Source organism: Cyclobacterium sp. L-R (genome assembly GCF_056859355.1).
This window is the reverse complement of record NZ_JBSXOH010000047.1, coordinates 59,871-74,222: the sequence shown is the minus strand read 5'-3', so window position 1 is coordinate 74,222 and position 14,352 is coordinate 59,871. Positions and strand designations below refer to the sequence as shown.

The window sequence follows — 14,352 nt, the reverse complement described above, 5'->3', positions numbered from 1 at the left end:
ATACCTTTTTATTCTAGGAACTGACCTGTTGGGCCGTATTATTTCAAGTTGAAGCAACAGTTTGAAAGCATAATCAGATATTTTTCCAATGATTTTGTCCATTCCTTGTTTGAGTTGATCAATTATAGATTTGGTTTTACGATACGCCTGGGTTCTGTTGATCTGATAAGTGTTTTTCCGTTTTTTATTACAGTAGTCAATCCCTTTTTTGGTAAGTGTTTTACTGAGAATGTTGCTCAAGTTGGCCCTGAGAATGATTCTATTAAAATCCTGGAGAACGGCCCTGGCCGTCTTTCCGCTCAGGTTTTCAAGTTCCGCCCTAGTTTTGAGTAGCTTGAAAGACTCTTCAACAGGCCATCTTTTCCTGTAGAGCTCACGTATTTCCTTGACAGGGTACTTCTTATGGTCAACTAGGTTGGTTATCAATATATGGTCTTCTCCTGATGCAATCGGTACCCGTACGAGCCTTAACTTGAGTGCCTCAGTAGGAATATTCCTTTCCCTACACCTGTTTAAGGCCTCTTTGGAAGGGGACACCTCTATGATCTGCTGTTTTTGGGTAGATGCTAAAAATGCCTTTGCATGTTTCCATCTGTTTGCCTTTACCCTGATGACAAAGGATTTCTGTTGCTGAACCAATGAGGACATGAGCCAAAAGGCCGCATAAGCCCTATCCATTATAAGCAGGTCGCCCGGCCCTAGACAGGGAAGATGACTTTCACACAGAGCAAGTTCACTTGTCCTGTAATGTTTGATCTTGGCATCTATACTGATTTGGTTGAGTACATCGTAGGCTTGGGAAACACGGGCTAACACTACTTTTCTCCCGTTTTCAGTCCGGGTTTCGAAATGGCCAAAACCTTTTGCCAATTCTTTGCTGTAAGGAAGCTGCAAAGTACTGCCGTCGATACCTATAAGCCGAAAACCTTTCCATTTACGGATATGGCTGGCTTTATTATAATAAAAAGAACATTGTTGTTCATTGAGCCATGTAAACACCTTGGGGTTTAGTTTGGATCGTTGCTGACTGAATGCTCCTTTGGAATAGCTGACCGATTTGTCGGAAAAAAAATTATCAAGTTCTTGCTGAACACTCGATTTACCCAGGCCCAACATGAAGTAGATAAGATCTGTAAAACCCAAACACCGCTGACGAACAAACGCTGTGTTAGTCGTACGGAACCTATCGCGTGTTAATCCATTTTCTATATTGTTTTTTAATAGTTTTAAAAAGTCCTTCGAAAAGGAAAAGGACTTGATTGTTGTTAGATTATTTTCAAAAAAACTACGCTCCCTTTTCTTTCCTAAAAATAATAAAAATTCCTTAACTAAACGACATTGCCCAAAATATGCAATAGACATTCTATTACGTGCTAAAATCGCTTTAAAATCAGCCACTTCGTTGCTGTTTGGAGATTTTCTTGCGATTGCACCACTTCCCGTAAACACGGGACAGGCATCACCCCTGACTATTGTCAGGACGGAGATATTCTATTACATAATCCGGGTTTAAAAAGTCTGAAGCATCAGTAATTTACCTCAAATTATAAACTAGTAGTGGTTGGTTTTCGTTTCCATCATTAAACCCACCTTTATGAATCAAAATACCATCAGGTTTCTTCTATTGTCTTTTTTATTAGTGCCACTTTTTTCAGGCTGTTTTTCTTTCAGAGACAGTGATAAAAGCCTCAATAAATTGATGGAAAAGAAGGACATTTCTTTTGATATCAATTATTTAGAAAAGTATTCTTTAAGGTGGCTATGGTACGAAAATCAAGACAAGGATGCACCCATTTTATTGTTTATTCATGGAGCGCCAGGTTCTTCTTCTGCCTTCCTACCGTATATTCAGGAAGACACTTTAAAAAAGCAATTTTCCATTCTTATCATCGACCGTCTAGGTTATGGTTATTCTGATTATGGCAATTACCAACCCATTCCCGATCAGTACAAGGCAATAGATGCCTTGGTGAAAGAAGTGGGGGAAAATCGAGAGGTCTTTACCATTGGTCATTCCTTTGGAGCAACCATTGCCGGCTATACTGCCATTCAAGATCCGGATTGGCTGACTGGCACGATAATGATCGCTCCAGCCTTGGATCCTGACCAAGAGAAATACTTATGGTTTGGCAAACTGGCCTTGTATAAAAGTACCAGATGGATGGTTTCCAAATCCCTGAGAGTGGCTGCCGATGAAAAGTATTCTCATGAAGAAGAACTTCGGACTTTTGTTACCAGCTGGGATCAGATAAACTCTCCAATTTTACATATCCATGGGGATAAGGATGGATTGGTACCTTATGGGAATGTTAAGTTTTCGGAGGATAAAATCCCTGAAAAATGGTTGGAGATTAAAACCATAAAAGGGGAAGGACATTTGATTCCATTTACCGAGAAAGAGCTGATGGTAAACGAAATTTCACAATTTGTTGGTCAATAAGTAAGTGTTGGTTTTTAAAGTGTAGGATTGCTGAAGAGATTTTGCCTTAGGTGATATAAATCACTTATATTCTGAATTATAAGGTTTATTTTTATTGTGTTAGATGCATGAGCTCATAATGGGTTCCTATGCTCTTCAAATTTCTTTTTCAACAAAAATAAAATCATCATGACAAAAAACATGGGATCAGCCGACAGAATAGTAAGAACATTAATTGCTATAGTTGCAATCTATCTCTATTTCTCAGGGACCGTGACGGGAGTAGTTGGGATAATATTAATCGTTATTTCTGCCATATTTTTATTAACTAGCCTGATAAGTTTCTGTCCACTTTACAGAATTTTTGGCTTGAAAACCTGCAAAACAAAGCAAGCTTAAATAGCTAATACTTTTGAAATGCCTAAGCTTCTGAAGTAGCGCTTTATTTCAGCTCTTTGAGCATTAGGTGTCGGTCGAATGGTTTGGTCAAAACAACAGGAACAATTCCCTTGGGATATTGTTCCTGTTGTTATCAAAGGAGCATTTGAAAGTGGAGGCTTAGTAAAAATGCCCTAATCCCAATCTATCTGGGTTTATTGTCCGTCAAAGTCATCATCCTCTTCTTCTTCTCCAGGTGCACCCAAGTCAAACATGCTGCTGAACAAGTCATTGAATTGCATGCCTGTGTCCAGTAATTTTTTACTCAGTTGACTGTGTTCGGCCAAACCATGCAGTGCAAACTCCATGTAGAACTCTTTTTCCATTTCAGGAAGGCCTTTTACAAATTGGGTGGTGATGCTTTCTAAGCCTGGTACATCATGAAGTAGCTTTTTGTATTCTTTATCACTTTGGGAAGCGAGTATATCCAGGCTATTTCCCTCACCAAACCAAGATAAGGGAAGTACATAAGGATTGCCTTCTTTGGCTTTCTTTTTCTGCTCAGGTGAAGGGAAGTTTTGGGCAAACATGGTGCGGATGGCCTTTCCAATTAGATTGTAAGCTACAATTCCGGCGCCTTCTTGTTCCCCTTCATAAACAAGTTCTACCTTGCCCGTGATTGCCGGAATTACGCCGATAAGGTCGACAATTCGGACAATGGTATCATTTTCATTGTTCAGGTACAATCTGCGTTCGGCAGCGGAAATCAGGTTTTCATAAGCGGAAATGGTCAGTCTGGCAGATACGCCACTCTTTTCATCCACGTATTCACTTTCTCTTGCCTCTACCGCTATTTGTTCGATCAGGTCCTTCATCAGCTCAGGTACGTGAATCTGAGACATAGGCCTGTCCTTGATTTTGGCTTCCTGTTCGGTTATTTTTCTGCCAATTGCGATGCTTTTTGGATAATGGGTAATGATCTGGCTTTCGATCCTGTCTTTAAGTGGTGTTACTATGCTTCCCCTATTGGTATAATCCTCTGGATTGGCAGTAAAGACAAATTGAAGATCCAAAGGAAGCCTTAATTTAAAGCCCCTGATCTGTATGTCGCCTTCTTGAAGAATATTAAAGAGAGCTACCTGAATTCTTGCCTGCAGATCCGGTAATTCGTTGATGACAAAAATGGAGCGGTTGGATCGTGGTACCAAGCCAAAATGAATTACTTTTTCGTCGTTATATGACAGTTTCATTGTCGCGGCCTTGATGGGATCTACATCACCTATCAAATCTGCAACCGATACGTCTGGTGTTGCCAGTTTTTCAGTATAGCGGTCTTCTTTTGCCCACCAAGAAACGGGGGTGTCATCACCCTTTTCAGCGATTAAGTCTTTGGCAAAGGTAGAAATTGGGCTTAAAGGATCATCATTCAGTTCTGCTCCTTCCACAACAGGTACGTAATCATCCAATAGCATAGTCATCATCCTTGCAATCCTTGTTTTGGCTTGACCCCGTAAGCCCAAAAGGTTGATATTGTGCTTGGAAAGAATGGCTCTTTCTATATCAGGAATAACAGTATCTTCATAACCCCAAACGCCTTCGAAAACATTTTCTTTGTTCTTGATTTTTTTAATAAGGTTGCTTCTAAGTTCTTCTTTGATGGTTTTGGAACTGTAACCAACGGCCTTTAATTGTCCTAGGGTTTTTATTTTTAGTAGATCTTTATTGCTCATTTCTGTGTATTCCATGTTTTAAAAACGTTTCGTTCTATTTCTTCTGTAATCTTCAAAAATTAAATGTCCAAGCCCCTGCAGATTGCTATAATAGGCATTGCCGTTATTCACTGTGGTGAATTCCTTTACAAACTCCTTTAGGTAGGGGTCGGAGGCAATCATAAAGGTGGTTACAGGGATCTTCATTTTTCTGCATTGCGCAGCGAGTTTTAACGTTTCCTTTAGGATTTTGCTGTCTATACCAAAGCTGTTTTTATAGTATTTGATGCCTACCTTCAAGCAGGTAGGTTTACCATCAGTGATCATAAATATTTGCTTGTTAGGATTTTTTCTTCTTCGAAGCAGGTCCATGGCCAATTCCAAACCTGCCACGGTATTGGTATGGTAAGGGCCTACTTGAAGGTAAGGGAGATCTTTTATTTCAATTTGCCAAGCATCATTTCCAAATACAATTACATCCAGCGTATCCTTTGGGTACCTGGTTTTGACCAATTCAGCCAAAGCCATTGCCACTTTTTTGGCAGGAGTGATCCGGTCCTCACCGTATAGAATCATGCTGTGAGAAATGTCGATCATTAAGACGGTGGAGGTCTGTGTACTGGCTTCGCTTTCCACCACTTCCAAGTCATCTTCGGTTAGCAGGAAGTCACCAGAAAAACCATGGTTGATCTGGGCATTCCTCAAAGAATCGGTGAGGGCTATTTGGTCAAGGTTATCTCCAAAAGCAAAAGGTCTGCGATCGGTGCCCCTTTCTTCGCCGGGCCCGGTATGATTGGTCTTGTGTTGTCCACCTTTTCCTCGCTTAAGTTTGCCAAATATTTCTTCCAGTGCACTTTTACGAATGGTTTGTTCCGCTTTTCCGGTGATTTTAAAACCTCCAATTCCTTGTTTTTCATCCAAGTAGCCTTTGCTCTTAAGGTCCTCAATAAAGTCTCCAATGCCATAGCCTGGCTTGGTCATATTGTATCGCTTGTCCAAATCGGTAAGCCAGCTAAGTGCCTCAGCTGCATCTCCACCTGTCATGGTGACCAACTGAAGGAAGATATCCAAAAGTTGCTCAAAAGTATTTTTATCTTCGTCCTTTTCAGGGACAAATTTGCTGAATCTAAAACCTTTCATAGTAGGGTAACAAGAATTTAGGGCATGAGGTTTAAACTTGACCAAATACCTTTAGGAAAATTATACTTGAAACAGTCCTTAGCACTACTGTGCGTGGTCACAATCATATAAAAACCAGTCACATACTGACGTTTTAGTATCAGCATAGCAGTCCAATGGCATCTTCTTTTATTGTCAATGATAGTGCCAGTAAAAGTAACTAGTTGGAGAATACCTATTATATAAGCGCCTGAATTTCTTCTGACTGAAGGTTGCAGTTGATCCACTCCTCTTCCATACTTGCACCATATTTTTTGTAAAAATTTATAGCCGGCTCATTCCAATCCAGAACTTGCCACATCATTCCGGTACAACCGTCTTCTAATGATTTTGCCAGTACCCTTTCGAAGAGTAATTTGCCAGCACCTTTGCCACGCTCTTTTTCGGTTATAATGTAATCTTCCAAATACAAACGTTTGCCTTTCCAAGTGCTGTAGCGGTAATAATAAATGGCAGTACCTACTATGGTTTTCTCTTCCCCCTTCTCGACAACGAAAAAGCCAAACACAGGTTCCGGGCCAAACCCGTCTTTTTCCATCATTTCAAGTGTATTGGTCACTTCATCAGGTGCTTTCTCATAAAGGGCCAGTTCTTTGATCAAATCAAGAATAGCTGGCAAGTCTTCTTTTTTTCCTTTTCTTACAGTATACATAACTTGAAATTAATAAAATTGAGCAACTTTACCTTTAACCAGTCGGGCCTTTCTCGAAAATATTATTCACAGATTCCTTATAACTGCTTCACTTACTATTTTTATCTTTGACACTAAATTCAACGACCTATGTTTTTATCCATCGATGCAGGCAATTCTAATATTGTGTTTGGTTTCTATCAGCAAGCAGATGATTCCTGGGAAGAAGAGCTTCGTATTCCCACAAAGAAAGGGATGAAAGTATATGACCTGGAAAAAAAATTGGCCCTCTTTTTTCTAGAGAAAAATTGGACTGCAGATAAAATAGATCAAATCGGATTGAGTACTGTTGTTCCAGACTTGTTGCCAGTATTGACACGCTTGTGTTTGGGTTTCTTTCGCAAAGCGCCTTATGTGATCAATGAAAACAGTTATGGTTTGCTTCCTGTTAAGGCAATGAACCCGACAGAAATCGGAACGGATTTAATGGCCAATATTACTGCTGCTTATTTGCGATACAACTCCGCCTGTATCATTGTAGATTTTGGAACGGCTCTTACTTTTAGTGTGGTAGATCAAAGTGGTATGGTAACAGGAGTCAATATATTTCCTGGTATCAAAACGGCAATCAATTCGCTGTTTACCAATACGGCTAAACTGCCTAAAGTGGAATTAAAAATGCCTGAATCAGCCTTGGGTAAAGATACCGTTCATGCCATTCAGGCAGGTATTTTTTATGGTTATTCCGGATTGGTGAGAGGGATGATTGAAGCTATAGAGCAGGAAACCAATTGTAACTATCAAGTGATTTTGACTGGAGGAATGTCTTCTTTAATGAATAATTTGGGAGAGCGGTTTAAAACCGTTGATGGCAATTTGACATTAAAAGGTATTTATCAAATCACAAGTTTTAATTTGGATATATAAGCCCATTTTTCTTGATGTCAGTTTGTTAGCGTAATCATGGCAGACATGGAGGAGAGGAGTCAATCTTCGATGATTTCCATTAACCGAGAACCTAGATTTGAAATGTTTACCACATCCTCTGAAAAACCTGAGACATTGGATAAAATGATAACGGCATTTTTCCTATCCAAATCCAAGGTAATAGAAGAAGAATAGCCACCGGTTCCACCACCATGCCACAACCATTTACCATATTTTTTATTTTCAATCATCCAGCCTAATCCTATGGCCTTTTCATGGGCGGTGATGGAAAAGGTTTTCTTTTGTGTAAGCGCCAATGTCTGATTGGCCGGGTTGAATTGGGCCAGTGCAAACTTGGTCAGGTCTTGGGTATTTGATAGGATGGCCCCAGCACCTTGCAATACGTTTAAATCCCAATTGGGCGTTTCTTTACCTTCCACATCCAAACCTTTGACAAGTTGAAGCAATACCTTTTCTCTATTGACGGTCGTGGATTCCATTTGAAATGGAATGGCAATCCTATTTTGTATCATTTCTTCATAGCTTGAGGAATCTATCCTGGTGAGGATGTAGCCCAATAGCCCCACCCCAAGATTTGAATAGTCAAATTTTAGTCCTGGCTCCTGTTGTAGTTCTAGCTGTTCTGTAAAATAAAAGCCTAATTTTTCTTCACCATAATCTTTGTAGGGATTGCTCATATCCACTTCTGAAAGGATCAGATTATCAGGAAGCCTAGGCAAACCTGAGCTGTGGTTGGAAAGTTGTTGCAAGGTGAATTTCGGCTCATTTTTCAGTTTCCATGGCAAATATTTACTCGCAGGGTCATTGAGATTTAGCTTGCCTTCGAGACTTAAGTCTGCCAGTATTGTGGCAGTAAAGACCTTTGAGATAGACCCAATTTCAAAGACCTTATTTTGGTTCTCCACTGAAAATAGAGTGTCATTTTCTATTTTCACTCCATAAAATTCCGGCTTTCCATTCTTGATTATAGCTATGGATAACTGGGTTTGGTTGAAAAAACCTTTTGCTTCCGTATGGATTAATTTTGATTGGCCTTCAGTAATTTTCCCATGATAACCCTGCTGAAAGTTAACAGCTACTGGTTTTTCCTCGCAGCCACAACCAATAAGTACTATTAGAAAAAGTATTTTTAATTTCAACATGAGGGCTTATCGGTTGTTGGGATTTTAAGATAATGAAAATATTTCTGATTGTCTGAGAATTAGAAAAGTTAAAAGCGTTAAAAAACTATTAATCAATTAATTGCCTAAGGTTGATTTTAAAAGAGGGCCAATGTGTTTTGTTAGGTGACTACTGAATAACTTTCCGGAAAATAATCGAGATGACTTTACAATTTCACTGCAAGACCCGATTGCCATGTTGGCGGTTTTTAAAGTAATTACCGTTTAATTACCTTTGGGCATCATATAAGCCGGATTGTCTTTTAGGCATAGGGCTAAAAGGAGAAAAATATGAAACGATACTTTAAAATACAGGCCTTTTTGGTCTATGTCTTACTCTTTACAAATAGTGGATTGGCACAGGATAATAAAAAATTAACTCTTGAAGCGGTCATTAAAGACCAGGTGTTTGCCCCTAAAACCGTTCAAGGCATCAACTGGATGAAGGATGGGAAATACTACAGCAGTTTAAAAATGGTAGCAGGTTTTCCGCAGGTAGTAAGGATAAATGTGGCCACCGGGGAGGAAAGTGAAGTGCTGATAGATGGTAGGGAAATGGGCCTCAATTTTAGCAATTACGCTTTCAATCCGGAAGAGAGCATGGCCTTACTTACATCTGAAGTAGAGCCCATCTATAGGCGGTCTACCAAAGCGATCTATCATTTGCTTGACTTGAAAACAGGCAGCTTAAAAGAATTAGAAAAAGGTGATAAAATCTCCTATGCCACCCTGTCTCCTGACAATCAGAAAGTCGCCTATGTAAAGGAGAATAACCTCTACTACCTGGATCTAAAAACCAATAATAAGGTTCAGGTGACCAGGGATGGTGCCAAGAATGCAATTATCAATGGGGCTGCGGATTGGGTTTATGAAGAGGAATTCTCTATGTCCAAGGCCTTTTTCTGGTCCAATGATGGTAAACAGTTGGCCTATATACGCTTTGACGAAAGAGAAGTGCCTGTCTTTAACATGCAAAAATGGGGAGCTTTGTATCCGGAAGATGAGCATTTTAAATATCCCAAAGCTGGAGAGAAAAATGCAATGGTTAATATTCAAATCTATAACCTTGAAAAGGGGCAGACACAAACTGTAGATACTGGTGCAGATACAGACATTTATCTGCCCAGAATGTATTGGGCAGAAGACAACAATACCCTTGCTGTTATCCGTTTAAACAGGCTGCAAAATCAGATGGACATCTTGTTTGCAGACAGCCAAACTGGTCAAACCAAAACCATCCTTTCTGAAACAGCAGACACCTATGTGGACATGGATTACAATGACAATTTTCTCTTTCTTCCTGATGGAGAAGGGTTCATTAGCACCTCCGAAAAAGATGGTTTCAAACATGTCTATCAATATGACCTGGAAGGAAAGCTAATCCGTCAAATTACCAAAGGTGAATGGGAAGTAACTGAATTGGTGGCTGTAGACAGTAAAACTGAGAATATATACTATGTGTCTACCGAACAGTCTCCACTGGAAAGACATTTTTATTCCATCAATTTAAATGGGAAAAAGAAAAAGCTACTTAGTCCACAGGAAGGCACTCATTCCATTAATATGAGTCCTGACCAGCAATATTACATTGATGCTTACAGCACCGTTTCGCTACCCCTGCAAACGGTCTTGTATGATAAAAATGGGAAAGAGATAATGGTTCTCGAAAACAATCAGGCCCTTCAGGAGAAAATGAAGGAATATGCTTTTCTGCCAAAGGAGTTTTTTGACTTTAAAACCATAGATGGTACCAGCTTGAATGGCTATATGATAAAGCCGGTTACTTTTGATCCATCAAAAACCTATCCTATGCTTATGTACGTGTATGGTGGCCCGGGATCTCAGAATGTAATGAAAAACTGGGGAAGTACCCGTGACTGGTGGCACCAGCACCTGGCAACTGAGGGATATATCGTGGTGTGTATAGACAATAGAGGCACCGGAGGAAGAGGAAGAGACTTCAAGCACAGCACTTACAATCAGTTGGGAAAACTGGAGACAGAAGATCAAATCGCAGGAGCAAAATACCTCGCGGAACTGCCTTATGTAGACGCTAGCAGGATTGGCATATGGGGATGGTCTTATGGAGGCTATATGTCTTCGCTGGCACTGATGATCGGTAATGAAACTTTCAAAACAGCAATGGCAGTAGCACCGGTAACCAGCTGGAGGTACTATGATACCATTTATACCGAGCGCTTTTTACAGACCCCTCAATTAAACCCTGCCGGATACGATGACTTCAGCCCTATCAATCATGTAAACAAGCTTAATGGCAACTTTCTGTTGGTACATGGAACGGGCGATGACAATGTACACTTTCAAAACAGTGTTGCTTTGGTGGATGCACTTATCGTTGCAGACAAGCAGTTTGATAGTTTTTACTATCCCAATAGAAATCACGGGATACACGGTGGAAATACCACCTGGCATTTGTATAAAATGCTGACCAATTATGTGAAGGAAAAATTGTAATGGCTTCTGGTCGCCTCTGGTCTAAGTTTAGGAGAGCGTAACTTAGACCTAAAATGAGGAAAGTTTTCACCCCCATGAGACGCTACGTTTTTAATAAAAGTTATTTTTCTGAGATATATTTCAGGAGCTCTTCAAGTTCTTTGTCGGTGAGGCTTTCCTTGTCTGATTTATCGTAAATGGTGAGCAAATACACGATATCATTAGCTATGGCAAATTGGTGATCACCCTTGCGCCACCAGATTTACCTTTGGAAGATATCGACAATCGAATTTTGTAGCAATTATGACCTATCAAAGTTCCTTTTTGAGCGTTTACCTTAAGGCTTTGAATCAATGCAGGGTATTCCTTTTTTAAGGATACTTTTTAGCTAGTATTTTTAAGTTCTTTTAAACTTTGGAATAGCCTTAACACTATAATTCATCGATCAGGTCCTCAGCATTTCGTGCTTCCATTTTACCTTCTTTTACCAGCTTTAACTCCTCTACTGCTTCCTTAATATCCATAATAAGCTTAGCTTTATTTTCGGATATTTGTGTGGCTTTTTTGATAAAAGAGAAGTTTTTGAGTAGTTCCATAAAAAATGCTGCCTTGCTATCTTGGATGTCCAGAAGTATCTTCATAATCAAATTTTTTTATTAGGCAGAAGCCTTGGGGTTTATAAAGTTCCGAATTGATTTAATAAAGCAGCTGTTTTAAATATAACTATACCATTATCAATACACTATACAAAAATAAGCAAATTATTTGGGCAAAAGAATATACTGATGAAGGCTTGCAAGATTAGGTTCTATTGTCCGGTTTAGATTTAGAAACGGGTAACTTAGACTTATAATGGGTTTTTCTGCCTCGATAATCTAGAAAAAATTAGCATGTTTTAGACCTAAGCAAGCTGAAAACTTTCGACATGATTGGGCGAAGTTACCGCTATCGCTTAAATTTCGACCAGCAAATCGTAACTTCTACCAGTAAAGGATAATGTAGGGTTATTTACCAAAGATGATATATACAGGCAAGCAAAACGAATATTTTGAAATTCAATCCATTGACTCTTCCAACTGTAAACACCTGTTAGAAAGTCAACCGGAAGTTTTGAAATTGATCTGGTTTACCTCAGACAATAACAAACTGCTGATAGATGGGATTCCTTATACTTTCAATACAAATGAGTTGCTAAGCTTGTCCCAGCTCAATAAGCTGGAATATGAGAAAATCAATTCAATCAACCTACTAAGGTTCAATCGGCAGTTTTATTGTATTTTGGATCATGACAGTGAGGTCAGTTGCAAGGGGGTATTGTATTATGGAGCGGCCACTCCTCCCATTATAAAGGCAGCCGACAAGGAACTGGAAATATTGGAAACTGCCTGGAAAATGGCAGTTCTGGAATTTGAAATGAAGGATGATCTTCAACTGGAGATGCTTCAAATGATGCTCAAAAGGATACTTATTCTATGTACCCGTATTTTCAAGAGGCAAAAATTTCATGATAGCCCTACGCCCAAACAAAATGATTTGTTTAGGGAATTTAACTATTTGGTAGAAACGCATTTCAGAGAAAAACATACTGTGGCCGAATATTCAGAATTGCTATTTAAGGCCCCTAAAACCATCTCCAATACCTTCAAAAAGTTATGTGAAAAAACACCATTACAGGTGATTCAGGAAAGGATTGTGCTTGAAGCCCGAAGGTTGTTGTTTTATACGGAAAAGGATGTTTCTGAGATTGGCTATGAATTGGGTTTTCAGGACATACAATCCTTTAGTAGGTTCTTCAAAAAACAAGAGGGACTGTCCCCCACAGATTTCAGAGAACAAAACCATACTGTTTAGTCAATCAATAGATCACTTTGGCTTTAGGTGGTAAATTATAAGGTGAATTCAGTTTTTTTATTTAGTGTGATAAATGTTTTAAACTTTCTCAAGTTGAAAACTTTCAATAAGATAGGACGAAGTTCCCGCTACGGCTCAAACCTCGACCAGTAAGGAACCTAATCGATTTCGTGATAGTAGTAGCAATATTTACACTTATTGGTATCCTGTTGTCACTGCAAAAATGATGCTTATAGCGGCTAAAATCATCATTAGAATCATCGGTTTCACGGCGAACTTTAACCATTTATTATAGGAAACCCCACTGATAGCCAAGACCGCCATTAGGGTGCCATTGGTGGGGACGATAAGGTCGGCCATCACGGCGCCATATTGATAAGCCAATACACAGGTTTGACGGGAAAGCCCAATTAAATCGGAAAGAGGTACCAGAATAGGCATGGTCAGTATGGCCTGACCCGAATAACTGGGGATAGGAAGATGCAATACCATATGAGAGAGCATCATAAGAACTGCAGAAAACGTTGGCTGTATGTTTTTCAGCGGGCCGAAAAGCCCGTACACAATAGAGTCTATAATCAAGCCTTGTTCCAATACGATAGTAATACTATTGGCCAGTCCAATAATCACCGATGCAAAAATCATTTCCTTGAATCCTGCAACATAGGCTTCGCCTGTCTGGTTAGTGCCCAACTTACCGATTAGCCCTGCAAGAATACCCAATGCAAAAAAGCAAGCAGCAAGTTCTTCAAAACCCCACCCATGACTAAGAAGGCCATAAGTGACGGCCCCAAAGGTCAAAGCCAATAGGATTAGGATAATTTTACTTCTGTTGCTTATTTTCTCATTCAGGTCGGAAGCAACTATTGCAATTGGGTTTTTTCTAGAATAGCGAATAATGAAGAGTATCCAAATAGTAAAGGCGATGCCTAGAAAAATCAATCTTAATCCACTTCCTGAAAGTAAGGGAAGGCCTGCTACTTTCTGAGCAATCATTACGGCGAAAGGATTTGAAGGACTAAAGGAACTCCCAAGTACAGAAGAACCATAGCTCATGTAGAGCGTAGTATAGGCGTTGTAGCCAAGGCTTCTTCCGAAAAGCAATAGCATAGGGGTGAGTGCAATAACCTCCTCCTGAAGCCCAATAGTAGCTCCACCAGCGGTGAAAAAAGCTGATACTATAATCAAAGCAAGAAGTTCTCTGCCCTTTAATAAAGCAACTAATTTCGCCAAGCCCTGGGACAGTGCACCTGTTTTTTCAATTACATAGAAGCAGCCACCCAATAAGAGAATCAAGACGATGATATCAGCCCTGCCAATAATCCCCCTTGGTATGGCCAAAAGCAAGTCAAAAACAGAGAGGTTTTCACCTTCTAATACCTTATAAGAGTTATTAACCACTTCTTCCAAACCCGTTGCTGCATTTATTTCCCTGTCGTAGATACCTTGTGGAATGATGAAAGTCAATGCCCAAGAGAAAACGATTACTGCTAAAATAATTACGAATGCGTTAGGGAAATTTTTCATTTGCTTGTGAATTGAAGTTAGAGCTGATCATTGGATTTATGGCAAAAAGGGGGGTAGGTAATTTATTTCCAAAGATCCCAACTTTGGTTGGGCTTA

The 14,352-nt window shown here is 39.7% G+C and carries 12 protein-coding genes; 5 read left to right on the top strand and 7 right to left on the bottom strand.

Going from position 1 to position 14,352, the window contains the following annotated elements; all coding sequences use genetic code 11:
* A partial coding sequence (locus tag AC13EX_RS05050) for an IS4 family transposase (RefSeq protein WP_482891807.1) occupies positions 1-1,398 on the bottom strand: 1,398 nt, incomplete at its 3' end.
* 196 nt (positions 1,399-1,594) lie between these two features.
* Between AC13EX_RS05050 and AC13EX_RS05045 the strand changes: the two genes are divergently transcribed.
* Positions 1,595-2,440, top strand: a complete 846-nt coding sequence (locus tag AC13EX_RS05045) for an alpha/beta fold hydrolase (protein ID WP_482891806.1) — start codon at positions 1,595-1,597, stop codon at positions 2,438-2,440.
* Positions 2,441-2,608: 168 nt separating this feature from the next.
* Positions 2,609-2,818 (top strand): YgaP family membrane protein, encoded by a 210-nt coding sequence (locus AC13EX_RS05040; RefSeq protein ID WP_482891805.1) that lies wholly within the window; start codon positions 2,609-2,611, stop codon positions 2,816-2,818.
* A gap of 194 nt (positions 2,819-3,012) precedes the next feature.
* Here AC13EX_RS05040 and AC13EX_RS05035 read toward each other — a convergent pair whose 3' ends face one another.
* The 3 genes from AC13EX_RS05035 to AC13EX_RS05025 all read right to left on the bottom strand — a co-directional run bounded on the left by AC13EX_RS05035 (position 3,013) and on the right by AC13EX_RS05025 (position 6,337).
* Positions 3,013-4,542, bottom strand: coding sequence for a magnesium chelatase (locus tag AC13EX_RS05035; RefSeq protein ID WP_482891804.1), 1,530 nt, complete (start codon positions 4,540-4,542; stop codon positions 3,013-3,015).
* Positions 4,543-4,545: 3 nt separating this feature from the next.
* Positions 4,546-5,646 (bottom strand): vWA domain-containing protein, encoded by a 1,101-nt coding sequence (locus tag AC13EX_RS05030; protein WP_482891803.1) that lies wholly within the window; start codon positions 5,644-5,646, stop codon positions 4,546-4,548.
* A gap of 217 nt (positions 5,647-5,863) precedes the next feature.
* Positions 5,864-6,337 (bottom strand): GNAT family N-acetyltransferase, encoded by a 474-nt coding sequence (locus AC13EX_RS05025; RefSeq protein ID WP_482891801.1) that lies wholly within the window; start codon positions 6,335-6,337, stop codon positions 5,864-5,866.
* Between the two features lie 129 nt (positions 6,338-6,466).
* On the opposite strand from AC13EX_RS05025, the gene AC13EX_RS05020 reads away from it, so the two are divergent.
* Entirely contained in the window at positions 6,467-7,243 is a 777-nt protein-coding gene (locus AC13EX_RS05020) for a type III pantothenate kinase (RefSeq protein WP_482891800.1), read from the top strand.
* 59 nt (positions 7,244-7,302) lie between these two features.
* On the opposite strand, the gene AC13EX_RS05015 is transcribed toward AC13EX_RS05020, so the two are convergent.
* Positions 7,303-8,406 carry a serine hydrolase domain-containing protein gene (locus AC13EX_RS05015; RefSeq protein ID WP_482891799.1) on the bottom strand — a complete coding sequence of 368 codons (1,104 nt, stop codon included), beginning with the start codon at positions 8,404-8,406 and terminating at the stop codon, positions 7,303-7,305.
* A 309-nt stretch (positions 8,407-8,715) separates the two neighbouring features.
* Between AC13EX_RS05015 and AC13EX_RS05010 the strand changes: the two genes are divergently transcribed.
* A complete protein-coding gene (locus tag AC13EX_RS05010) occupies positions 8,716-10,899 on the top strand; it encodes a S9 family peptidase (RefSeq protein ID WP_482891798.1) in 2,184 nt (727 codons plus the stop codon).
* Between the two features lie 410 nt (positions 10,900-11,309).
* Here AC13EX_RS05010 and AC13EX_RS05005 read toward each other — a convergent pair whose 3' ends face one another.
* Positions 11,310-11,519 carry a hypothetical protein gene (locus AC13EX_RS05005; RefSeq protein WP_482891797.1) on the bottom strand — a complete coding sequence of 70 codons (210 nt, stop codon included), beginning with the start codon at positions 11,517-11,519 and terminating at the stop codon, positions 11,310-11,312.
* Positions 11,520-11,895: 376 nt separating this feature from the next.
* On the opposite strand from AC13EX_RS05005, the gene AC13EX_RS05000 reads away from it, so the two are divergent.
* A complete protein-coding gene (locus AC13EX_RS05000; RefSeq protein ID WP_482891796.1) occupies positions 11,896-12,729 on the top strand; it encodes a helix-turn-helix domain-containing protein in 834 nt (277 codons plus the stop codon).
* Positions 12,730-12,924: 195 nt separating this feature from the next.
* Here the strand turns inward: AC13EX_RS05000 and AC13EX_RS04995 are convergent, their stop codons facing one another.
* Positions 12,925-14,256 (bottom strand): YfcC family protein, encoded by a 1,332-nt coding sequence (locus AC13EX_RS04995; protein ID WP_482891795.1) that lies wholly within the window; start codon positions 14,254-14,256, stop codon positions 12,925-12,927.
* Positions 14,257-14,352: the final 96 nt, after the last annotated feature.